Origin of the sequence: Oceanococcus atlanticus, assembly GCF_002088235.1 — a bacterium.
In the GTDB taxonomy this organism is placed as follows: Bacteria; Pseudomonadota; Gammaproteobacteria; order Nevskiales; family Oceanococcaceae; genus Oceanococcus; species Oceanococcus atlanticus.
Window position 1 is genome coordinate 769,058 of sequence record NZ_AQQV01000001.1, and the last position, 22,643, is coordinate 791,700.

The 22,643-nt window shown below is 62.0% G+C and carries 17 protein-coding genes; 5 read left to right on the forward strand and 12 right to left on the reverse strand.

What is annotated here, in order from left to right; all coding sequences use genetic code 11:
- Nucleotides 1-76: 76 nt before the first annotated feature.
- Both ATO7_RS03605 and ATO7_RS03610 read right to left on the reverse strand, forming a co-directional pair.
- On the reverse strand, nt 77-1,657 hold the full coding sequence (locus ATO7_RS03605; protein ID WP_083559593.1) for a protein adenylyltransferase SelO: 1,581 nt from the start codon (nt 1,655-1,657) through the stop codon (nt 77-79).
- Nucleotides 1,657-2,886 carry a DUF819 family protein gene (locus tag ATO7_RS03610; RefSeq protein WP_083559594.1) on the reverse strand — a complete coding sequence of 410 codons (1,230 nt, stop codon included), beginning with the start codon at nt 2,884-2,886 and terminating at the stop codon, nt 1,657-1,659. The genes ATO7_RS03605 and ATO7_RS03610 overlap by 1 nt, the downstream gene beginning before the upstream one ends.
- 208 nt (nt 2,887-3,094) lie before the next feature.
- On the opposite strand from ATO7_RS03610, the gene ATO7_RS03615 reads away from it, so the two are divergent.
- Together ATO7_RS03615 and ATO7_RS03620 are read left to right on the forward strand one after the other, a co-directional pair.
- Entirely contained in the window at nt 3,095-4,465 is a 1,371-nt protein-coding gene (locus ATO7_RS03615) for a DEAD/DEAH box helicase (protein ID WP_083559595.1), read from the forward strand.
- A 68-nt stretch (nt 4,466-4,533) separates the two neighbouring features.
- Nucleotides 4,534-5,259: an SIMPL domain-containing protein gene (locus ATO7_RS03620; protein ID WP_083559596.1), complete on the forward strand. Its 726-nt coding sequence runs from the start codon at nt 4,534-4,536 to the stop codon at nt 5,257-5,259.
- Between the two features lie 8 nt (nt 5,260-5,267).
- Here ATO7_RS03620 and ATO7_RS03625 read toward each other — a convergent pair whose 3' ends face one another.
- The 4 genes from ATO7_RS03625 to ATO7_RS03640 form a co-directional block, all read right to left on the reverse strand.
- Nucleotides 5,268-5,804: a lytic transglycosylase domain-containing protein gene (locus ATO7_RS03625; RefSeq protein WP_240499417.1), complete on the reverse strand. Its 537-nt coding sequence runs from the start codon at nt 5,802-5,804 to the stop codon at nt 5,268-5,270.
- A 131-nt stretch (nt 5,805-5,935) separates the two neighbouring features.
- Nucleotides 5,936-6,502, reverse strand: coding sequence for an RNA polymerase sigma factor (locus tag ATO7_RS03630; RefSeq protein ID WP_083559600.1), 567 nt, complete (start codon nt 6,500-6,502; stop codon nt 5,936-5,938).
- Complete coding sequence (locus tag ATO7_RS03635) at nt 6,499-7,275, reverse strand: hypothetical protein (RefSeq protein WP_083559602.1); 777 nt, start codon at nt 7,273-7,275, stop codon at nt 6,499-6,501. Before ATO7_RS03635 ends, ATO7_RS03630 begins: the two co-directional genes overlap by 4 nt.
- Nucleotides 7,275-8,981, reverse strand: coding sequence for a vWA domain-containing protein (locus tag ATO7_RS03640; protein WP_083559604.1), 1,707 nt, complete (start codon nt 8,979-8,981; stop codon nt 7,275-7,277). Before ATO7_RS03640 ends, ATO7_RS03635 begins: the two co-directional genes overlap by 1 nt.
- 91 nt (nt 8,982-9,072) lie before the next feature.
- Between ATO7_RS03640 and ATO7_RS03645 the strand changes: the two genes are divergently transcribed.
- The gene (locus ATO7_RS03645) at nt 9,073-10,251 is read left to right on the forward strand and encodes an acyl-CoA dehydrogenase (protein ID WP_083559606.1); all 1,179 of its coding nucleotides are present in this window, start codon (nt 9,073-9,075) and stop codon (nt 10,249-10,251) included.
- A gap of 61 nt (nt 10,252-10,312) precedes the next feature.
- Entirely contained in the window at nt 10,313-10,729 is a 417-nt protein-coding gene (locus tag ATO7_RS03650; protein ID WP_083559608.1) for an MAPEG family protein, read from the forward strand.
- A gap of 8 nt (nt 10,730-10,737) precedes the next feature.
- On the opposite strand, the gene ATO7_RS03655 is transcribed toward ATO7_RS03650, so the two are convergent.
- From ATO7_RS03655 to ATO7_RS03670, 4 genes are all read right to left on the reverse strand, one after another.
- Entirely contained in the window at nt 10,738-11,631 is an 894-nt protein-coding gene (locus tag ATO7_RS03655; protein ID WP_083559610.1) for a GGDEF domain-containing protein, read from the reverse strand.
- 162 nt (nt 11,632-11,793) lie between these two features.
- On the reverse strand, nt 11,794-13,170 hold the full coding sequence (locus tag ATO7_RS03660; protein WP_206044779.1) for a cytochrome P450: 1,377 nt from the start codon (nt 13,168-13,170) through the stop codon (nt 11,794-11,796).
- Between the two features lie 172 nt (nt 13,171-13,342).
- A complete protein-coding gene (locus tag ATO7_RS03665; RefSeq protein ID WP_206044780.1) occupies nt 13,343-16,324 on the reverse strand; it encodes a parallel beta-helix domain-containing protein in 2,982 nt (993 codons plus the stop codon).
- A gap of 78 nt (nt 16,325-16,402) precedes the next feature.
- The gene (locus ATO7_RS03670) at nt 16,403-18,553 is read right to left on the reverse strand and encodes an acetyl-CoA hydrolase/transferase C-terminal domain-containing protein (protein WP_206044781.1); all 2,151 of its coding nucleotides are present in this window, start codon (nt 18,551-18,553) and stop codon (nt 16,403-16,405) included.
- 132 nt (nt 18,554-18,685) lie between these two features.
- On the opposite strand from ATO7_RS03670, the gene ATO7_RS03675 reads away from it, so the two are divergent.
- Entirely contained in the window at nt 18,686-20,137 is a 1,452-nt protein-coding gene (locus ATO7_RS03675; protein ID WP_083559615.1) for a metallophosphoesterase, read from the forward strand.
- 41 nt (nt 20,138-20,178) lie between these two features.
- On the opposite strand, the gene ATO7_RS03680 is transcribed toward ATO7_RS03675, so the two are convergent.
- Nucleotides 20,179-21,321 carry an acyl-CoA dehydrogenase family protein gene (locus ATO7_RS03680; protein WP_083559617.1) on the reverse strand — a complete coding sequence of 381 codons (1,143 nt, stop codon included), beginning with the start codon at nt 21,319-21,321 and terminating at the stop codon, nt 20,179-20,181.
- Complete coding sequence (locus tag ATO7_RS03685) at nt 21,314-22,627, reverse strand: MFS transporter (protein WP_083559619.1); 1,314 nt, start codon at nt 22,625-22,627, stop codon at nt 21,314-21,316. Before ATO7_RS03685 ends, ATO7_RS03680 begins: the two co-directional genes overlap by 8 nt.
- Nucleotides 22,628-22,643: the final 16 nt, after the last annotated feature.

Here is a 22,643-nt window from a genome sequence, read left to right on the forward strand (position 1 = left end):
AAATCATTCGAAAAATGCCCGCAGGCTTGGGACTAACGACGTAAAAGTACGGATGAGGGTTCCAATGGGGTAAGCCCTAGGAGCTGCAGGACAACGCAGAGCAGCCCGCCTTGTCACGCGCCCAGTCCGGCCTCCGCTGGGCATAGGCTTCGCAGCCGGGCTGAGCCTCATAGGGCTTGCTGAGGACCTGTTGCAAACGCGCCAGCGGCTCGGCATCGCCCGCACTCATGGCCTCGATGGCCTGATGGGCCAAATAGTTGCGCGGTACATACAGCGGGTTCACCGCCTGCATGCGCGCCTGCCGCGCCACAGCGTCGCCCGCATCCTGCTCGACCCGCGCGCGGTAATCTTTGAACCATGCCTGCCAGGCATCGCGGCTCTCGCCCTGCTGAGCCTGCGTGGTGTAAAACGCCGGCGCCATGACATCCAGGTAGTGCTGCAGCGCCTCACCCTCCGGCGCTTGCGCCAGCGGCAGCTCGGCGAGCAGACGGAAGCTCAGGCAGTAATCGGTTTCGTGTCGGGCCATGCAACGGAACAGGTCGAGCAGCAGCGGATCATCGTGAGTCAGGCTGTGCAGCCCCAGCTTGTCGGCAAACACCCGCCCGTATTCAGCGTGGAACACCTCACCGTAGTGATTGAGGCTTTGCTGCAGCACGTCCACCGCAACGCCAGCGTGGGTCAGCGCCTGGCCCAGCGCCGCCAGATTCCACTGCGCGATCCCGGGCTGCCGGCCAAAGGCATAGCGGCGCCCCTGAGCGTCGGTGGTGTTGGGCGTGAAATCCAGATCGTACGGTTCCAGCCAGCCATACGGCCCGTAATCGATGGTCAGCCCGTGGATGGACATGTTGTCGGTGTTCATCACGCCGTGCACGAAGCCCACGCGCATCCACGCCACCATCAGGCGTGCGGTGCGCGCACAAACTTCGCGATACCAGCCGGCAATGTCGATCGCATCGGCACTGGCAAAGGCGGGGTCATGGGTGCGCACGGTGTACTCGATCAGCGCCTGCAGTAAGCCCGTGTCGCCGCGTGAGGCCGGCAGCTCGAAACTGCCGAAACGCAGAAATGAGGGCGCCGCGCGACACACGATGGCGCCGGGCTCGGCCTCGGGATGACCGTCGTAGAACATGTCACGCATCACCTCCTCACCGGTGGCGATCAGCGACAGCGCGCGAGTTGTCGGCACGCCCAGCGCATGCATGGCTTCGCTGCACAGATACTCGCGCAAGGATGAGCGCAGCACCGCACGGCCATCCGCGCCGCGCGAATACGGTGTCATCCCGGCACCCTTGAGTTGCATCTCCCAATACTGGCCATCCGGCGCCACCCACTCGCCCAGGCCCAGGGCACGGCCATCGCCGAGCTGCCCGGCCCAGTTGCCGAACTGGTGACCGCCGTAGCACATGGCATAGCTGTACATGCCCGGTAGCAGGCGATTGCCGGCCAGGGCCTGAACCCACGGATCATCATCGGATGACGGTCGCTCGAGCCCCAGCACCTCCGCCATGGCCGATGACCAGGCCAGCAGGCGCGGTGCGTGCACCGGCGTCGCCGCCACGCGTGAACAGGCCGCGCCGTAGACCTGGCGCGGCAATGCCGCCGTCTGGGTATCGACCGGCAGCTGGCGCAGGAAACGGTTGTCGAAATGTGGTGCCATCACTGCCCCACCGTGATCCGCATAAGCTGTGCACACATCCATGCGGCGTAGGTTCCCACCGCATAGCCCAGAACCGCCAGCAGCACCCCGACGGGTGCCAGAGACGGATGAAAGGCACTGGCCACCACCGGTGCGCTGGCCGCCCCGCCAACATTGGCCTGGCTGCCAACCGCCAGATAGAAGGTCGGCGCCTTGATCAGCTTGGCGGTGATCAGGATGAAGGCCGCATGCACCAGCATCCAGGTCATGCCCACCCCGAACAGACCGGGGTTGCTGAAGATGCTGCGCAAATCCATGTGCAAGCCGATCGACGCAACCAGCACGTAGAGCATCACCGAACCCAGCTTGGACGCACCCGCCCCTTCGAACTGGCGCAGCCGGGTGAACGACAAGCCGAGACCAATGGTGGTGGCCAGCACGATCAGCCAGAAAAACGAACTGGTCAGGGAAAAGCGCTGGGCCCAGGCAAACTGCTCGAACCAGCTGGCCATGGGCGCCGCCAGAGCGTGCGACAGCGCGGTCACCCCGAATGCGATGCCCATCATGTACATCAGATCATTGAAGCTGGTGATGCGGGCATGCTCGGCCTCAAAGGCCTCAACCCGGCGGCGCAATGCGACCAGACCGGAGACATCAGCCCCGCGCGCCGCATCCAGCCGGTCAGCGCGTGCGGCCATCCACAGCAATGCGGCCATCCACAGATTGGCCACGATCACATCCACGGCGACCATCATGCCGAACAGGTTGCCATCAACCTGAAAAATTTCCTTCATCGACGCCATGTTGGCGCCGCCGCCAATCCAGCTGCCGGCCAGCGCACTCATGCCGCGCCACACATCCCCGGCAACCACCTCCGGCGCAAACAGGGACCACAGGCCGATCGCCACCGGACCACCGATCACAATGCCGGCGGTGCCGGCAAAGAACATGATGACCGCCTTGGGCCCGAGGCGCCGCACGGCGGGCAAGTCGATCGACAATGTGAGCAGCACCAAAGTGGCCGGAAGCAAGTAGCGTGAAGCCACGTAGTACACCTGCGAGGCATTGCCGTCGACCAGCCCGAGCGTGTTGTACAGGCCGGGAATGAAGTAGCACAACAGCAGCGGTGGCACCCAGCTGTAGAAGCGTTTGAACGGCGCATACGAGCTGCTGGCGGTGTAGAAGATCAGTGCCAGGGTCGCAGCCAGCAGGCCGAAAACCACCGCGTCGTTTTGAATCAGTGCATGCATGAGCTTGAAGTCCGGATGACAGGTAGCACAAGTCCGCGTAGAATTTGGGCGGTTGTGCCCGACATCCTCCGGTGATGTCCTGACAGTGACGCCGCCCACGCGGCCCAGCGACCAGTATCGGCACGACATCCCTTTACCGCAATGCGGAATCACCAAGCCTGAACCGGAATCAGGGCGCAAGACGCTCTGGAAGGCTTCAGGAGTAAACATGAATTTCCAGTCCCTGGAGCTGAATTCTCAGCTTCAAGACGCGCTTGCGCGCGCCGCCTACACCCAACCCACCCCGATTCAGGCTCAGGCTATTCCGGCCGTGCTCAGCGGGCGCGACGTGCTCGCCGCGGCGCAGACCGGCACCGGCAAGACCGCCGCCTTCACCCTGCCGATTCTGGAGCGCCTGTCGCGCCGCCAAGACCGCGCCACACGAGCGCGTGTTCTGATCCTGGCGCCCACGCGTGAGCTTGCCGCCCAGATCGGCGCCTCAATTGAAACTTACGGCGCCAGCCTGCCGCATCGCGCGGTGGTGATTTTCGGCGGGGTCAGCGCCCATGCCCAGATCAAAAATCTGCGCAAGCGTCATGACATCATCGTGGCCACCCCGGGCCGCCTGCTCGATCTGGCCGGCAGTGGCGATCTGAGCCTCGCCGATATCGACACCCTGGTTCTGGACGAAGCCGACCGCATGCTCGACATGGGCTTCATCCACGACATCAAGCGGGTCCTGAAGCTGCTCCCGCCGCAGCGCCAGAACCTGATGTTCTCGGCCACCTTCTCGCCGGAAATCCGCCAGCTTGCACAACGCATCGTCAACGACCCGGTCGAGATCGATGTTGCCCCGCGCAACTCTGCCGCACAGACCGTCAAACAGCACAAGATCCGTGTTCCCAAGGACCAGAAGCGCGAGTTGCTGGCGTGGATGATCGAACGCAATGACTGGTATCAGGTGCTGGTTTTCGCCCGCACCAAACACGGTGCCAACCGCCTGTGCAAACAGCTTGAGGCCGAAGGCCTGAGCGCCGCCGCGATTCATGGCAACAAGAGTCAGAACGCACGCACCCAGGCACTGGCCGGTTTCAAGGCGCGCAAGATTCGCGTGCTCGTGGCAACCGACATCGCCGCCCGTGGCATCGACATCAGTGAACTGCCGCATGTCATCAACTACGAGCTGCCGATGGTGGCCGAGGATTACGTGCATCGCATCGGTCGCACCGGCCGCGCCGGCTGTGAAGGCGAAGCCCTGTCGCTGTACTGCGGCGAAGAACTCAAGCAGCTCAAGGCGATCGAGAAGCTACTGGGGCGCGACATCCCGGTCCTGCAGATCGACGACTACCTGATCCGCGAAGACCGCAGCACGCCCGCCGATGCGCCCAAACCGCAACGCGGGCGACAGGCCCCGGGCGGCGGTGGCGGGCGCAACAAGGGTCAGGGCGGGCAACCCGGCGCGCGCAAGAGCGCCGATGGCGCGGCACCCGCAGGCCAACGGCGACGTCGCCGGCGTGGCGGCGGCGGTGGTGGCGCAGGCAGCGGCCCGAACGCACAAAATCGCTCGAACGGCGCAAATAAACCGCGCCGGCCACGCTAGCCCGAGCTCAAGCGGCAACTTGTTGGTCCGCCTGCTGTCTGTATCCCCAACCCATAAGGAGAAACAGCATGCGGACGGCAATCACTGGTCTTTTTCTGGTCGGCCTGGCCGCCACGTCCACGCTCGCCGTGGCCGATGAACAGCCACGCCGACAGATCAATGTTCAGGGCCAGGCCAGCCAGTTGGTCAGCCCTGATCAGGCTACCCTAAGCATCAGCGTTGAAGGACGCGACAAGGATGCCGACGGCGCGATGAGCGCGGCCGGCAGCAACGCCCAGAGCGTGGTCATCACCCTGGCGCGCTACACCGACAAGAACAACATCCGTGCGCTGCAGACGCAGGTGCGCTCGGTGGTCAAAGGCACCGATCGTAGCTGGCGCAAGGACAGCGGTGAACCGATGGAAATGCTCGCCAGCCGACAGATTCAGGTCGAACGTCTGGCCATCGACAAGCTGCCGGATGTGATGCGGGCGCTGGCCAAACAACCGCTGACACGCATCGATCAGGTCAGCCCCAGCGTATCCAACGCGCGTGAGATCGAAGACGAGATCCTGCTTCTGGCCATCGACGACGCCAAAGCACGCGCCGGGCGTGTGGCCAAACGGTTGGGCGTGGAACTGGGTTTACCGATTTCGGTGCATGTCCAGCAGAACTATGCTGCACAGCCCAAGTACGCCATGCGCGCAGTGGCCATGGAAGCGGTTGCCGCCGATGCCGGCGGTGGTTATGCCGCCACGGGCGAAAATGAAATCCAGGCCCAGGTGAACATTTCTTTCGAGCTGGAAGCGCCCTGAGCGAAAGCCTAGATGCGCCCGCCGTACATCTGGTACTGGCGGGCCACGCGCTTCACATAGGCCAGGGTTTCTTTGTAGGGCGGTACGCCGCGATGGCGATCGACCGCGCCCGGCCCGGCGTTGTAAGCGGCCAAAGCCAGTTCCTGATTGTTGTTGAAACGCTTGAGCATGCGCGCCAGATAGGCGGTGCCGCCACGAATGTTTTCCGCCGGGTCAAAGATGTCGCGCACACCCAGCTCCAGCGCCGTGCCTGGCATCAATTGCATCAGCCCCTTGGCGCCGGCGCGTGACACCGCATTGCGATCCAGACAGGATTCGACCCGCATGACCGCAGCCACCAGCAGCGGATCAACCGCGAACTCGCGCGCGTACTGGTCAATGTACGGCTGATAACGGGCGCGGCGCTGCGACATGATGTCGCTGCGATATCCCGCACACGACACACGGTAAGGCGCCCGGCCATAGTGCCCCAGGTACTTGTAACCGGTGTTGGGCCGCTGCTTCTGATCGGTGTACAGGCGGGTGCCATCAGGCTGCTTGTACATCAGGATCGACTCGGCACCGGCCACAGGCGCGGCGCACACACACGCGGCAACCAAAAAACCTCGAATAACTCCCCTCATAGGCGCAGAAATTTAGACGCGGACCGGTCGTGCTGCAAGGTCCATGCCGAAATTTACGACGACTCAAGACCCAGGCACGGCTCCAGATACTCGCGCAGGCGCTTGCGCGTCTGCGACAGAAACTCGCGCGTTGCGCCCGCACTGCGCCCGATCAGCTCAGCAATCTGGGTCGATTTAAGCCCATCCACCGCGGCCCACACGATGGCCTGACCGGCCTCCGGATAAGCCTCGGAAAAGCGCGCCAACTGACCATGAACGCAGTCCTGATAGTTGCTGGTGACGGCGACATCCGCCACCGCTGCGGCCTGCTCATGCGCGCCCTGCAACGGCTCTGTTGCAAGCCGCGAGACTCTCAGATTGTCCAGCCAGGCGGAGCGCGCCACGCGCCAGATCCAGGCTCGCCCCTGCCCCTGGGGCTGAAAGCCTGAAGCCTTTTGCAGCAAACGCACAAAAGCATCCTGCACCGCGTCCTCAGCCGCGGCATGATCCAGCCCGCGTCGGCGCAGGTAATTCATGAAGCGCCGCGCATAGCGCCGATGCAAAATCACGCTGGCCTCACGCGCCCGCTCAGGATCAGCCAGCGCCACAATCAAGACATCATCATCGCTGTGCAGATTCATTCGCGGGCCTCTAGGCGCAGGACCAGTGGCTGGCCCGGCACCAGCGACTGCTCCGCTTCACCCACGCCCTGCAGCCAGTCTTTCAAGGCCTGACAGGCCTGGCGATGAGCGCAGCGCAAGCGCAGGCGTTTCTGCGCATCATCACGCGACAGCGCATCCAGGCCCTCGTGCTTGTCGACCAGGCTGAGCAGCTCCTGCCAGCGTGCAGCGGGATTGTTCAGCCGCAGCACCACATCGGGCTCTGCTCGCGGTGCAGCGAAGGCTTCACGTCGTTCGGTCTGCGCCATAGCGCCCGCCATCGGCGCTGCAACATCAGCCGACGCGGGTGGCGCCGCGGCTGATTTGCGGGCCGACTCCGGGCTGAACGCGCGCGCCTGTGGCGCTTCGGCTGCGGGCGCTGGCGCACTTTGCGCGACGAGCTCCGCGGCGCTGTCATGCGCCTGGGTCGCAACGGTCTCAGCATCCTGAGACCTTAGCGGCGCTGCATCCGGCAGCACACCGCTGATCTGCACCACCACACCAACACACAACACGATGACGGCGGCCTGGGCCAGGCGCGGTGCCCGCCAGCGCGGCGCGGGCCTTACCGGCGCGAGCAGACCTTCGCGCTCAAGCCGGGCCAGCAAGCGCCTTTCGGCCAGGGCATCCGCAGCGCTGTCCTCCAGCTGAACCGCGGCCCGGCGCACCGCCTGCTGCAGAGCCGCATCCGCTGCATCAGCCGGTTCGGCGTGCCCGGCCAGGGCGTCAAACCATGTCTCATCGTCGCTGTGCATCACTGCCCCGGTGAAAATTGTCCCGGCTGATTCAAACCCAGCTGCGATTGTGACGCCACCTTGGCCTGACGAACCAGCCCGACAAATTCGCGGCGCAATGCATCGTCCCCGGCCTGGGCCTCCACCCGGCGCAGCAGGTCATCGTAGTTGGCCTGCGCGCGGTGCTCCGATCCGCGCAGCAGCATACCCAGTTCAGCCACCGCCGCAGCCCAGGCCAGGTTATCGCCCGCCCGCGCAGTGCTGGCAATCACCTGAGTCATCTCCACGCTGCGCTCAGCCTTGGCCGGCTTGTAACGCAACTTGATAAGCCCCAGCTCGGTGGCGTGGGCCGGGCGTGGACGCTGCTCCTGATAGCGCAGCGGCGCGGCTGTGGCGTTTGCGCCGCTGGCCGGGACAACCTCGTACAGCACGGTGATGCTGTGTCCGGCGCCGACATCCCCGGCATCCTTGCGGTCATCGACAAATTCTTCGGCATTGAGCAGCCGGTTCTCATAGCCAATCAAACGATATTCGGCCACCTGCTGCGGGTTCCACTCGAGCTGAATCTTGGCGTCCTTAGCCACCGTATACAGCGTGCCCTGGAGCTTGTCGCGAAACACCCGATCCGCCTCGCGATCGCTGTCGATATAGTGGTGGGTGCCGTTACCGTGACTCGACAACTGCTGCATCTTGGCTTCCTGGTAATTGCCGCTGCCAAAGCCCAGCACGCTGAGAAAGACGCCCTGATCTCGGCGCGATTCGATCAGGCGAATCAGATCGCCCTCGCTGCGCTGGCCGACATTGAAATCGCCGTCCGTGGCCAGGATCACGCGGTTGTTGGCCGCCTCGACGAACTGCTTGGCGGCAACCTCATAGGCCAGCTCCAGGCCCTGCGCACCGGCCGTGCTGCCGCCCGCGCTGAGCCGGTTTAGGGCGGCATAGATGGCCTCCTTGTGTGCCCCGGAGGTGGGCGGCAAAACCAGGCCGGCGCTGCCGGCATAGGTCACGATGGCCACGCTGTCCTGGGCGCGCAACTGCTCGATCAGAATCTGGAAGGAACGCTTGAGCAATGGCAGCTTGTTGGCGTTGCTCATGGAACCGGAGGTGTCGAGCAGGAACACCAGACGGTTGGGCGGGCGCTCGGCGGCATTCAGGTCGCGGGCCTTGACCCCGACCATGACCAGGCGGTGAGCCGGATTCCACGGCGCCGCTGCCGATTCGGTGCTGATCGACAAGGGATGCTCCGAGGCCGTGGCACTCAGTGGGTAATCGAAATAATTGATCAGTTCCTCGATGCGCACCGCATCCACCGGCGGCAGCTGGCCCTGGCTGAGAAAACGCCGCACATTGCTGTAGCTGGCGGTATCCACATCCAGACCGAAGGTCGACAACGGCGACAGAGCAACCTGCTGAAACCTGTTCTCCGCAAGCGGCGCATAGCCTTCACCCGCCGCATTGGCCGCAGGCATGGGCGGCACCGCGAGGCCCACCATCTTACCCATGCTCACCGCTTGATCAGCGAAGCGAGCCTCAGGCATGGCTTGCGCTTGCGCCATTGCTGCCCGTTCTGCGCGCTGCGGCTTGGGCGCCGGCAACACGGCGGCGTCCTGGGTCAGTTCATGCGCCGACGCTGACGATGGCGGCGGCACCGGGGTGCTGGTGTTGTCGCTGCGGGCACATGCGCTCAAGGCGGCGATACCCAGGAAAAACAGGATGTTTGGCTTCATGTCATGCTCTCGGTTTGATGGGGCCTGATGACTGAAACGCAGCAAATTGCAAAGTGTCAGGACGGTCTGCAAAAAATTTTCGGAGTACCGCGTGAGCAAGGCTTCTTTCGACTGGCAGGACCCTTTTCTGCTTGAACAGCAACTCAGTGATGGCGAGCGGCAGATCCGCGATGCCACGCGCGAGTACTGCCAGGAGCGGCTGATGCCACGGATCCAGCAGGCGTTTCGCGAGGAGCACTTTGCAGCGGAGCTGTTCCCCGAAATGGGCGCGCTGGGCCTGCTTGGCAGCACCCTGCCGGTGGAGTACGGCGGCGCCGGAGTCAATCACGTCAGTTATGGCCTGATCGCACGTGAAGTCGAACGTATCGACTCCGGCTACCGCTCGTGCATGAGCGTACAATCGTCACTGGTGATGTACCCGATCTGGGCTTTCGGCAGCGAGGCACAGCGCCAGCGTTACCTGCCGGCATTGGCCCGCGGTGAGTCGATCGGTTGCTTCGGGCTGACCGAAGCAGAATCCGGCTCCGACCCGGCCAGCATGCGCACCCGGGCCGAGCGTATTGACGGTGGCTACCGCCTCAATGGCGCCAAGATGTGGATCACCAATGCACCGGTGGCCGACGTGATGGTGGTGTGGGCCAAACTCGACGATGACATCCGCGGCTTCATCCTGGAGCGCGGTGACGCCGGCCTTAGCACCCCCAAGATCGACGGTAAATTCTCCTTGCGGGCGTCGATTACCGGCGAGCTGGTCCTGCGCGACGTGGACATCGATGAAGATCGACTGCTGCCAGGGGTGCGCGGTATCAAGGGGCCGTTCAGCTGCCTCAACAAGGCCCGCTACGGCATCGCCTGGGGCGCGCTGGGTGCGGCCGAGTTCTGCTGGCATGCCGCGCGCGACTACACCCTGCAGCGCCGCCAGTTTGGTCGCCCGCTGGCAGCCAACCAGCTGGTCCAACTCAAGCTGGCCAATATGCAAAGCGACATCGCGCTGGGTTTGCAGGGCTGCCTGCAGGCCGGGCGCCTGATGGACAACGATCAATGTGCGCCGGAGCTGGTCTCGCTGATCAAGCGCAACAGTTGCGGCAAAGCCCTCGAGATCGCCCGTCAGGCGCGTGACATGCACGGCGGCAACGGCATCGTCGATGATTACCACGTGATCCGTCATGTGCTGAACCTGGAGACGGTCAACACCTACGAAGGCACCCATGACATCCACGCCCTGATTCTGGGGCGCGCACAGACCGGGATCGCCGCGTTCGCCAATTAACCGTTCGGTAAGGCACAATCGGCTCGCTGTATAACCATCACAACAAAACGGGAGCACACACATGGCACCTTCGATTGCTGTACTTCTGGCCTTTACCGCCCTGACCTTCGTGCTGGTCGCGGTTTACGTCAACTACCGCGTTGCCCTGGTTTTCACCGGCAAAGCGCCGGCCAATTCCTGGACCCGCGGCGCGTCAACCTGGAATAACCCGTCCTGGACCACGCGCTTTGAGCACGCACACCTGAACTGTCTGGAAAATCTGCCGGTTTATGCAGCGGTGGTACTGGCAGCCTCACTGCTGGGCCAGCTCACCCTGATCGACCAACTGGCCTGGACCTACTTTGGCTTCCGCCTGGCCCAGTCGCTGGTTCATATCATCAGCACCAGCGCCACTTTCGTCTTTTTGCGCGCCCTGATGCTGACCGGCCAATGGGTGATTCTGGCCTACTGGCTGCTCAAGCTGAGCGGCTTGATCTGAGCGTTACCCTAAGCAGCCTGGGTGGGCGACTTTCCGGCCACCCAGTCTTTAATCTGGACCACACGTGGTGACAACTTAGCGCCTTCGGCCAGGACGCAATCGCGCCCACTCGCCTTGGCCAGATAGAGCGCTTCATCGGCACGGCGCAGCACCGCTGTAGGTTCGGCAACCTCGCCACGCCGCAGGTTGGCCACGCCGATGCTCGCGGTAACTTCGACACGACAAGGCGTGTCAGCGCCGGCACGTGTGGTGACATGCTTCTTAATCGCCTCACGCAAACGCTCGGCCTGCTGGGTGGCCTGATCCAGGCTGGTTTCAGGGCTGATAATGGCCAGTTCTTCGCCACCAAATCGCGCAACAATATCGGCGCTGCGTGACAGGCGCTGAACCAATTCGGCAATTTCCACCAGGACTTGATCTCCGACCTGGTGACCATGCGTGTCATTGACCGCCTTGAAGCGATCAATATCCAGCAACATCAATGACAACGGTTTGTTGTTGCGCACTGCTCGAGCATGTTCAATCAACAGTTGATGATCGAAAAAGCGGCGGTTATAGATGCCGGTCAAACCATCGGTGATGCACTCCCGCTCCAGGCGTACCAGACGGCGGGCATCATGAATGCCGGCGGCAGACAGCTGACTCACCATCAAGATAAACCAGCTGCCAAACAGCAAGATGGTCGGAATGATCAGCTCGTCCGCCAGCTTCACGCTGGTTTTGTGACCCAGCGCATAAGCCGAGTAGCAGCCAATCATCACAACAACCAGGGCGGCGAGCCAGTGCCAACCCCGACGGCTGGCGCCTTTGGGCAGTTCCGTAACCAGCCGGCGCACCGGCAGCAGAGCGGTCAGCAGCAAGCCTGCCGCAGCAATGATCATGGCTGATTTGAGCAGTTCCATCACAGCTCCCCTGAAAGTTATGGGGCCAGTTTTCACCAGCGACCGTCAACTTTCCGTTAACAGGTTCGGGTTTGCTGTGCGTGTGCAAAGCGCGTGCCGCCAAGTCCTCGGCGAGGACTCTGGCGCCATCACGTAAGGCCGAGCCAGGTCGACCGTGCAAGTTTAGTTGCGGTAGCCGTTGACCTTGAGCTTGTAACTCATGGCCGGGCCGGGCGTCGGCGCGGTCTTGGTCTTCAGCTGATAGTCCGGCGACTCCAGGGACAGATCCAGGCGATAGAACAGTCGGGCCATGGTCAGGGCCAGCTGCACCTCAGCCAGGGATTTGCCCAGACAGGTGTGCGGCCCGCGACCGTACGGCGAATACGCGCCGGTCTGGCGATGCTCTGCACGCGGCTTTTCGTAACGATCCACGTCGAAGGTGTAAGGGTCCGGGTACAGCTCTTCCATGAAGTGCGGCACGCAGGTGGCGATGTAGATCATCTCGCCTTCATGGAACTGGTGACCTTCGAACACGAAGTCCTTGTTGGCACAGCGCATTTGCGCCACCGCGATGGGATACAGACGCATGGTTTCCATGATCGCCGCCTGCAGCACCGGTATTTTCTTCATTAGGCCTGCTTCATCGATGTCGCCATCGGCAAACAAAGCGTCGACCTCCGCATGAATTCTGGCCAGCACATCGGGGTTCTTGAGCACCGTGTAGGTGATCGCTGCCGTGGTGTTGGCCACCGTATCCAACCCGGCCACATAGGGTGCAACCAGCTGCAGGCGCAAATTGTGGTCGGGCATGATGTGCGAGCCATTGAGGTTGGCCTGCATGATGTCGTCGATCAGATTGCGGTTTTCTTCGCTGCGCGCATCGGGATTGGCCAGGTACTCGGCGCGCATCTTGTCGCCCAGCTCAAACACGCGTTGCTTGGCCTTGCGATAGGCCGGATTCAGCAACAAAAACCGCGGACGCTGACGCGTGACCAGCACATTCAGAATGTTGAGAATGGTGACGCGGATATCTTCCACGTACTCCAGTGGAGCGCTGCCGGTCAGAATGGTGCCGAGCTGGTCTGTAACCATGAATTGGAAGGCCTGCAGCACCGGCACCTTGGTGCCCGGTTTCCAATCGCGCTCAATCGAGCCATCAGTAATCTTCAGCAGCTGGTTGTAACGGCCTTTGATCGCATCCTTGGAATAACCGTGGCGCAAGATTTCACGCATTTCCTTGTGGTCATCACCGTCGGCACCAGGCAGAGCCAGATGCGCGTCGAACTCCTTGACCAGGCCCTGCCAGAACTCTTTTGAACGCAAGCACTCCTTGCCCTCGCGCGTGCCCATGAAGGTGGCCGCTTCGACCCCGCCCATCACCTTGTATGGCTTGCCCAGAATGTTGATCTTGAACACCGGCCCGTGTTTGCGATAGCAATCGACAAAAAACTTGGCGGGATCCTTGGCCATGTCCAGGGTGTTCCCGATCAAAGGCAGGCCGGCAACCTTAGGCGTGGTTTTGGTCGCGATGTTGTCAGAAATCTCTGCGGTGGCGCTCACAATCAGTCCTTGTCGTTCAAGACGGCACAATTTAAGGAATATACCTCAATTCGTGAGGTGATTCGATCTTACTGAGTTCCCAGCGCAGCCGATTCGGCCATTAGGACTAAGGCCCCAGAGATAAAAAAACCCGCGCCTTAAGCGCGGGTTTTTGGTCATACCGGAATCGAAGCTAGCGCCCGAAAATGCCGCCGCCACCGCTGCTGCAGGCATCGGCATTGGGGTAGGTTTCATCGACCACGTCATTGATCCAGCGCGTGATCAATTCGAAGGCTTCTTCGTCGACCACACTGCGCGCCAACGGCGGCATCTTTTCGGTCAACTTATCGGCCTCGAAGCCAAGGCGGAAGGGCACGATGGAATCCGCGGCGCTTCCGGGCACGATGTCGTACTCATGTCCGCCACGGCCATCACTGCCGGTCGCTGTCGGGCCTTTGCAGATACCGTAGGTGTCGTTCACCGGACGGAATACATCCATGTAGAAACCGGTGTTCTGGGCCATGCCGCGCGGGTTGTGGCAATGCGCACAATTGACCTCCAGATAAGAGCGTACGCGCGCCTCGATATCCTCATCCGAATTGGCCGGATGGCCCGAGTCACCAGGCACATTGAAGATCGGGTTGCGTTCAACACTGGTCACATAGCCCGTCACCGGATTGAGGACGAGCTCCGGACAGTTGCCCATCAAGCCATTCTGGCACCAGTACATCAACTGATTCTGGCCCGCGACCGGATGGGCATCAACGCCATGAGCCAACGGCGATTCACTGGAGAACGGCAGGTTCAGGTTACGCGGCTTGGGACCGATCGGTGCGGCGCCTGTCTCCGCGTCATCGTTGGCATGGCAGGTCAGACACTGATTGGCGTTGGGTAGCAGGTAGCTGTCCGTCGAGCCGGTGTGACGCACACCACTGTGCACATCGGTGTAATCCCAGCTCACCGCCACACTGCCACCGCCCTGGGCCAGATGAGCCACGCGCTGACCATTTTCCTCGCTCCAGATGTACTCAAGACCGTCCCAGTAAACCTGGCCTCCGGAGGTTTTGCGCTTGATCAGCAAACGCGTTTCCGCAGCCACTTCGGTTTGTGCATCCTCATCGGCGAAAGAGAAGGTCTTGGCCAGGATGGTGCCCACCGGGAACAAAATGGTCGCATTGATGTTGTCCTGACCATCGCGGTACAGCGCCTTCTGGCCCTCCGGAATGTAGGCAACGCGATACTTGGTCGAGAAGTCCGAGAACAACTTGGAGTTGAGCACAAACGGAACACCACGTCCGTTGGGCAGGCTCATCGGATCCTGCGGATCACTGAACAGATGGTACTGATCCAGGGTCGGGCAATTGACTTCATAGGCGGCTGCATTGATCTGCCCTGCTGCAACCGTGGCCTCGCACAACTGCTTGACCAACTCGTCGCCAGGTGCCGGGTCGATCGTGCCGGACGGCACGAACGGCGGGATCACGATCGGATCCAGCGGCGGCAGATTTTCACCGTACTCGGCAACACAATCATGCGGTGACATGTCGGTGTCGGATGGGAAATTGGGCAAACTGGCAACGTTATCAAGCACCGCTGCGATCAGATTTGCCGGGTTACCCAGATCCAGGCCAAGCAACACTTCCAGACCATCAAGGCCGTGGAAGTTGGCATAGGTCAGGCTGTCGTCGGCGAATTCATTGTCGCCATCGATGCACGAGGACCACCACTTCGGTTTGATGCGCTCGCCCTGATCATCAAACTTGTAAGCGTTGTAGCGACATTCCGGGTTGGGGTACTGATTGCCCTGGATCGGTTTGCCGTCTTCGTCCTGCGGGATCGGCTGACCCTGATCATCCGTGGGGTACGGGCAATCGCTCAGATCATCGAGATAACCGTCCCAGATAATGTGGCCGCCACGGTACCCAGCCCCGCCGGTCAGGTTCTTAAGACCCACGATCATGGGGAAGGCCGAGGTCACCTGCGAACCGCCGCTGGCCAGAATCGTGGCCAGATCGGGTTGCGGCAAGTCATTGCCGTTGTCGCGGAAGGTGTTGCCCCAGATGTGCACACCCTCGGTGTACAGATCCAGACGCCGATCACCCGGCACGCCCAGCACTTCGTAACTGGTGTGCACGATGCCCGCCGTACCGTGGTTTTCGAACACATTGTCGAACACGTCGATCTTGTCGTAGGCCAAGGTGATCATGCCCACACCGCGCGGCACGTTGGACACGATGCTGCCCGGTTCGGCGAAGTTGTAGGTGTTGTTGTTGCGCGCATGGTTGCGGTACATCCGCGTACGCTGACCGTAGCGGGTCAAACCATCCAGGTCGTACACCAGGAAACCGCCGGTATTACACTCGGCCAGGTTGTCGACGTATTCGCCACCGCGCACGTTTTCGATTTCAAAACCGAATACGTTGAAGGCTGCACGGCTGTTGCGAATGATCGCGTTGTCGGTTTGACCGACATAAATACCGGCGTCGGAAGCGCCCACAGACTCACTGTATTCGACCAGGATGTTCTGCGAGTTGACCGGGTAGATCCCGTAACGGCCTGAAGCCACGCTGACCGTGTAGTCCGGCGAGGTGGTATCGGTTTCCAGCGGATTCGGGTTGGCCGGATTATGCCGCGCCGGATCGGTACAAGCGATGTTCATCTTCTCGCTGTAGTTATCCGCCGTAATGGTGTCTTCTTCATCGGTGTTACGCCCGCTGGACCACAAGGCGCGCACGCGGCGCAAGGTGCCGTGATCAACGCCCTGCAACTTGAAAGCGTCCCCGGGGGTGTCCAGCACGGTCAGATCTTCGACCGTGATACCGCGCACCGTCGAGGCCAGAAAACCCTCTTGAGAACCGCTGTTCTTGAACGACAGTACGGTCTTGTCCATACCCTGGCCACGCACCAGGATGTTTTCCGTACTCGAAATCTGCAGCCCGGTGGCCAGCTCGAAATACCCTTCGGCAAATTCGATGACATCCTTGGGTTTGACCTGGACCATGGCCTCAACCATGTCCGCCGTGGCGTTCACACCCGGCTCGATGACAAACACACGACCTTCGCCGCCCCCAACCGTGCCACCACCTGGCTCATCGCGACCGGCGCCATTGCAGGCGACCAGCAGCACAGCCATCAGGGCGGCAAAAATTCCCCGATACATCATTGTGATATTCACTCAGCAGTTCCCGTTGTCATTAAAGCGAAACGTCCGCCTGGTCTCAATCGTAATTTCTTGCGAGCAACACGCTGCGCCCTACTCCACACCGTCTTCACGCAGGCCATTGACCACCAGCCTACGGGTAACACGGCCAGTGAAGTCTGCGGGTTCCAGCAGGCGCAAACGCTGCAGGTACGGCTTCATGGCGTCACTGATCTGCACCCGCGTGAGCCCCGCCAGCAGCAGCCTCCACTTCGGCAACCGCGCGGCCTGCGCTTTGGCCGCTAGCAAGACACGGGCCAGCACCTGTTCCTGATCGGTAAAGTCACAACCCAGCGGGTATTCCGGAAAGCCGCCTTCGTCTCGGTATGGCATGAGCAACTGCTCAAGTCGCTGCGGGGTGTTGTAGCGGTATGACTCCGGTATGACATAGTCACGCTCAATTTTTCCAGCCTGCTTGGCCTGCTCAAGCAGCCCGTCCTGAAAACGTGAATCGGCGATATTGATCAGCGCCTTGGCCACCTGGGCATCGCTGCGCGAACGCAGGTCGGCAACCCCGTACTCGGTGATCACGATATCGCGCAGATGGCGCGGTATGGTGCAGTGGGCATAGTTGAAAACGATATTCGAAGTCACCGCGCCGTCGGCGCTTTCACGTGTTGCCCGGACCATCAGAATCGAGCGCCCGGTCGGCAACTGATGGGCCATGGCCACAAAGTTGTATTGTCCGCCCACCCCGGACACCACCCGCCCGTCGGCCAGGCCATCCGAAGCCACCGCACCGCTCAAGGTCACCAGCATGCCGGTGTTGATAAAACGGGCCTCGATACGTTGCGCCTTGTAAAGCGCCGGGTTGCGATCCAGCTGATTGATCTTGTCGACACCGGTCATGAAAAACAGACGGCGCTCCGCTTCCGGCATGCGCCTGAGGGTGTCGTAGAAATCGCGCGGCCCGAGAAAGAACCCGCCGTGCAACACCACGCCATTGCGCAGATGCGTGCCCAGACACTTGGCGGCGAGTCGTGCGCGTGACTCGGGAATCGCCAGATTGGCCATGATGCGCTCGCCATCCGGTGCGATCACATGCCCAAGCTCGTAGCGACAGTCGTCACGAAAAACACCGTGGTACTGAAGGATCTCGAACTCATGGGTGCGGATCACGCGCTCGCCTTCCGCCTCCATCAGGTCCAGCACCTGTGGCGTCAGCTGCTCGCTGATCTGCCCCCGGTTAAGCAAAGCCTGCAGATGCTCATCGTCATACACGCGGCGCTTGAGGATGCCGGCCTGGTAGAGCGACATGAAACCGTCGACAAACATCTCGGTCGCCCCGTACAGCCCACGCTCGAAAGCGTCGCGTCCGCCGATTCGCTCGATCAGATGCGCATGATCGCGCTCTGCGCCGGTGTCCTTGAGCAAGGCGCGATAGCGCGTATTGTCCTGATGGCGCAAGCGCAGGGCATGAACAATCGCATCGCCCAGCGCGCCGATGCCGATCTGCAAGGTGCCGCCATCGCGAACCAGGCTGCTGGCATGCACACCAACCAGATAATCCGGCGTGGTCACGGCCAGCTTGGGCGTGGAGAACAGGGTGCGGGTTTGGGCCGGGTGATCCAGCACCAGATCGAATTCGGCTGCCGCCACCTCCGCGTCCTGATACATGTAAGGCAGGTTCTGATTGACCTCGCCAACCACCACATGGGGGCGTCCACTTTCGCGCAGCAAGCGCAGCAGCTCCGGTGAGGTATCGGGATTAGCCGACAGGCTGTAACGTGTCGCCCCATCAACCTCGCGCTTGCTGACCTGCTGGGCCGCCACATTGCAGCCCTGCTCGAACACATCGCGGGCGGCATGGGTGTAGTTGGAACTGATGTAGTGCTGCTGCGCATGAGCATTGCCCATGCGACTGCCAGGCTTGAAGAAGAATTCGTAGACCTCGACATTGGGCGGCAAGCGCCCGGCGCTGAGATCGGCGGCATAGACCAGATCAGGGCAATCGGCGTAAACCCGCGCCACAAACGGCTCGAGAAAGGCCTTCTCCACCGCGCTGCTGCCACGTGGTTTTTCCAGCGTCAGCGCGGTGAGTATGCGCAAGGTGATGCTGGGGTCTTCACAGGCCCGAGCATACAACGCATTGATCAGAGCCGCCGGCTTACCCAAGCCCAACGGCATACCGATCGAGATGGTTTTGCCCACCCGGGCAATGATGTCGCCAACACATGCGTTGACGTCCTTGTGTAGCGTCGGCAAGAGCGCTCTCCTGCAAGCCAGATCGACTGCGCATTGCAGCACGTTCCCGACCTTGTCGCCACGCATGCGAGCGTCACACCAGTGTCATGCGCACGCCCTAAGCTGCCGGGTTGATTCCACAGGTCGCCCAACATGTCCGCATCCACCTCACTGACCCGCCGTCAAATGCTTCGCCGCCTCGGTCTGGGAGCCGGTGCCGGGCTGCTGCTTCCGGGCTGCAATGGTGGCCGCGGATTCGCCCCGCAGCGCAGTATCTCGCCGTTTCAGCCCCGCGGCCTGCACGTCAGTCTGCCGGGTGATGCGCACAGCTCACGCGCGGTGACCTGGTTTACCGATGGCGTCGAAGCCCCACAGTCCGTTGTCGAATATGACGTAGTCACGCCCGGCATGAGCGCCCAGGAGATTCAAACCGCGCCGCTGCGCCATCAGGTTGAGGCCGAGTCTGAACCCACAACAGGCATTGACGCCTACACCCATCGGGCACGTTTCGAGATCGACCCGGAGCTGCCGCTGCGCTATCGGGTGGGCTCCGCCGCGGGTTTCTCGCCGGTCAAGGTCGTGCAGACCACCCCAAGCGACACCTGGCGCTTTGTTCATTTTGGCGATCAGGGCGTCAACCATCGCGCGGAACAGCTGACCCAGGCGCTCAGCCAGGAAGACTACGATCTGCTGCTGATTGCCGGCGATCTGTCCTATGCCAATGGCGACCAGCCGATCTGGGACGACTGGTTTGAGCTGATGTCGCCGATCATGAGCGAGCGCGTGACCATGACCGCGCCCGGTAACCATGAACAAAAGGATTTTGGTGGCGATGCGTTCAAGAATCGCTTTACCCACCCCGGCACCCTAACCAGCGATCTTTTCGGTGCCGAGCCGCCCAACAGCTTCTACAGCTTCGACTACAACCGTGTGCACTTCCTGGTCACCACGGCCGGCGCCCTGATCGGCGATGGCACCCTGCCTGTCGAACTGGCCAATATCGAACTGGATCTGGCCAATGCCGCGTTGCGCCGGGCTGCCGGGCAGATCGATTTCATCGTGGTGATGCAGCATTTCACCATCTGGACCGACCAGGAAGGACGCTCACCGGCCAACCCCACCCTGGTTGCCCTGGAAGAGAATATTTTCCTGCGTTACGGGGTCGATGTAGCTTTGGTGGGCCACGACCACGTCTACCAGCGCTCCGTACCCATGATGCTGGGCCTGCCCAATCTGCTGGGTTACGTGCAGATGATGGTCGGCACAGGCGGCGCCTCGATCCGCCTGTTCGATGACAACGGCCCGCAGAGCTGGTCGGCCAAGGAGTTTGTCGGCATCGGCTATGCCAGCTACGAAGTCGACGGGGACACCATCCGCGGTGTTTTCAAAGGCGCCCCGCCGCTGGACATGAGCGAGGAAGGGCGCCAGTTTGCCGAGGAAGGCTTCCGCGTCATCGACGAATTCGAAATCAAGGCACGCGGTCGCATCCTGGCCCAGCGCTTCGTTCATAAGCCACGCCCGGCCGAGGTCTTACTCGCTGATTTCGATGCCATCGAGCGTCACACCCTGGAGCGCAACGCGCATGCGCTGAAGCACTGCGGCTAGCGCAGCTTGCTGCAAAAACCGTTCTGCCGGGCAGCGCCGGCTTAGCGCCCCAGCACCGAACGGGCGATCACTTCGAGCATGATTTCCGAAGTACCGCCGTAGATGCGCTGGATGCGCGCGTCAACAAAATCACGCGAGATCGGGTATTCGCTCATGTAGCCGTAGCCGCCGAACAGCTGCAGGCACTGGTCGACCACACGCCCTTCCAGTTCGGTGGTGGCGTACTTGATCATGGCCGCGGTCGGCACATCCATCTCGCCACGCTGGTACTTGCCGGAGCATTCGTTGACGTAGGCCTGATGGACCTCGATATCGGATTTCAGACGCGCCAGGGTAAAGCGCGTGTTCTGGAAGCTGGCGATGCTCTGCCCGAATGCCTTGCGCTCCTGCACATAGGCCACTGTGCGTTCCAATGCTCCGCGCGCGTGCGCCACGGCCATGGCGGCCAGCACCAGGCGCTCGCGCGGCAGTTCATCGATCAGATGACCGAAGCCGCCGCCGAGCCGACCCAGTACCTTGTCGGCGCCGACTTTCATGTCCTTGAAGAACAGTTCGGAGGTGTCAGCGGCATGCTGACCGATTTTTTCCAGGTTGCGCCCGCGTGAGAATCCGTCCTGATCGGTGTCGAGCAGAAACAGCGTGGTGCCCTTGGCACCGGCCGCCGGGTCGGTCTTGATCGCGGCAACCACCACACCGGCATTCTGCCCGTTGGTGATGAAGGTCTTGCCGCCATTGACCACATAACCGCCCTGACCATCAGCATCAGCGCGCGAGCGAATGCCCTGCAAATCCGAGCCCGCACCGGGTTCGGTCATGCCGATGGCGCCGATGCATTCGCCGCTGGCCATGCGCGGCAGGTAAAACTGCTTCTGCTCTTCGCTGCCCAGATGCAGGATGTACGGGGCGGCGATATCCGAATGCACGCTGAGATTGCTGGCCAGCGCCATAAACCCCATGCGCGCAGCTTCTTCCAGCACCACCACGGAGAACTCGAACGGCGCGCCGATGCCGCCATATTCTTCTGGTTGATCCACGCACAGCAAGCCGTTCTCACCCATCTTGCGGTAGAACGATTTGGGCACGATGCCGTCTTTCTCCCACTGTTCGTAGTGCGGCTGTGCCTCTTCTTCAAGAAAGCGGCGAACGTTGTCGCGGAAAAGTTCGAGTTCGGCTTGGTCAACCATGATCAGCGGGTTTCCAGTTGATGTTGCGGCAGTATGTTTCTTTCAGGGTGAGGCTGACCAGCAGCCCCATCAAGGCCAGCCCGGCGGAAAGATACAGCCCACGGCGGTAATCGATCCACTCGTACACACGCAGCTGATTGACCAGCTCACCCTGCCACAGCACGTCCATAGCCCACCCAAACAGCGGCTGGGCCACCGCCGCGCCGGCGAAAAGGCCGGTGTTGGCCACGGCGATCGACATGCCCGCAAACAGCGGGGGCGCGACTTCCTTGGCCACCGCGTAAGAGACCGTGCTGCCACCGGCACACAGACCCAGCAGGCCCAGCAACAGCCAGGCCGACCAGCCTGGCGTCCAGGGCAGAAACAGCAAGCCCAGCCAGCTGGCCAGCACGCCCAGCGCGCACACCACCACCATGGGGCGGCGACGCCCCAGCGCATCGGAGACCGTGCCGCCAAAGAACGAACCCACTGCGGTGGCAATCAGCATGACCGTGGCGCAATTGGCCGCGGCCGTGCGCGAGGCGCCGTGCACGTCCTGCATCATGGGCACGCACCACAGACCGACAAACGCCAGGGCGGTGCCGACCAGGCCGAACATGACCAGGAACACCGGCCACACGTGGCGATTGCTCAGCGCCCCGTACAGCTCGCGACTCCAGTGCCGGTGTGCCGGCGGATGCGGGGGCAAACCCTGCAGCGTCTGGATGTCGGGATAGCCGGCATCGCGCGGGTGGTTGCGCAGCAGCAGCAAGGTCGAGGCCGCCAGCAGTGCACCGACCACACCCACCCCAACGAACACCTCGCGCCAGGTTGCGACATTCAGCACCAGGGCCAGCGGCGTTGCGGCCAGCACCGCTCCGGCATTGCCGATCAGCAGCGTCAGTCCGGACACCACCCCGTAGCGATTCTCGGGAAACCACAGGGTGTTGAACTTCATCAGACCAACAAAGGTGAAGGAGACCCCCAAGCCCACCAGCATGCGCCCGATCGAGGCGGTGGTGAAATCCTCGGCCAGCCCGAACATCACGGTCCCCATGGCCGCAATCAGCCCGGCCAGGCCCACGGTGTAACGCGGCCCCAGGGTATCCGACAGGATGCCGGCAGGAATCTGCAGCAAGGTGTAGATGTAGTAATACACCGCCGCCAGAGTGCCCAGCGCAGCGGCTGAAATACTGAAGCTGGCCATCAGGTCGGGCGCCACCACACCCGGTGCGATGCGATGGAAAAAGCCAAGCACAAAGGTGACCGCCAGCAGCGTGAAGCCGGTCCAGCGATGACGGGCAAAACCAGGGGGAAGTGGGCGCATGAACGAAGCCGTTGAA

Bases quoted from the DNA above. Each gene is read 5' to 3' on its own strand.
- ATO7_RS03655 (WP_083559610.1), bottom strand. From the start codon at position 11,631: ATGGAACTGCTCAAATCAGCCATGATCATTGCTGCGGCAGGCTTGCTG.
- ATO7_RS03650 (WP_083559608.1), top strand. From the start codon at position 10,313: ATGGCACCTTCGATTGCTGTACTTCTGGCCTTTACCGCCCTGACCTTC.
- ATO7_RS03625 (WP_240499417.1), bottom strand. From the start codon at position 5,804: ATGTACAAGCAGCCTGATGGCACCCGCCTGTACACCGATCAGAAGCAG.
- ATO7_RS03635 (WP_083559602.1), bottom strand. From the start codon at position 7,275: ATGCACAGCGACGATGAGACATGGTTTGACGCCCTGGCCGGGCACGCC.
- ATO7_RS03620 (WP_083559596.1), top strand. From the start codon at position 4,534: ATGCGGACGGCAATCACTGGTCTTTTTCTGGTCGGCCTGGCCGCCACG.
- ATO7_RS03630 (WP_083559600.1), bottom strand. From the start codon at position 6,502: ATGAATCTGCACAGCGATGATGATGTCTTGATTGTGGCGCTGGCTGAT.
- ATO7_RS03610 (WP_083559594.1), bottom strand. From the start codon at position 2,886: ATGCATGCACTGATTCAAAACGACGCGGTGGTTTTCGGCCTGCTGGCT.
- ATO7_RS03605 (WP_083559593.1), bottom strand. From the start codon at position 1,657: ATGGCACCACATTTCGACAACCGTTTCCTGCGCCAGCTGCCGGTCGAT.
- ATO7_RS03685 (WP_083559619.1), bottom strand. From the start codon at position 22,627: ATGCGCCCACTTCCCCCTGGTTTTGCCCGTCATCGCTGGACCGGCTTC.
- ATO7_RS03675 (WP_083559615.1), top strand. From the start codon at position 18,686: ATGTCCGCATCCACCTCACTGACCCGCCGTCAAATGCTTCGCCGCCTC.
- ATO7_RS03680 (WP_083559617.1), bottom strand. From the start codon at position 21,321: ATGGTTGACCAAGCCGAACTCGAACTTTTCCGCGACAACGTTCGCCGC.
- ATO7_RS03615 (WP_083559595.1), top strand. From the start codon at position 3,095: ATGAATTTCCAGTCCCTGGAGCTGAATTCTCAGCTTCAAGACGCGCTT.
- ATO7_RS03640 (WP_083559604.1), bottom strand. From the start codon at position 8,981: ATGAAGCCAAACATCCTGTTTTTCCTGGGTATCGCCGCCTTGAGCGCA.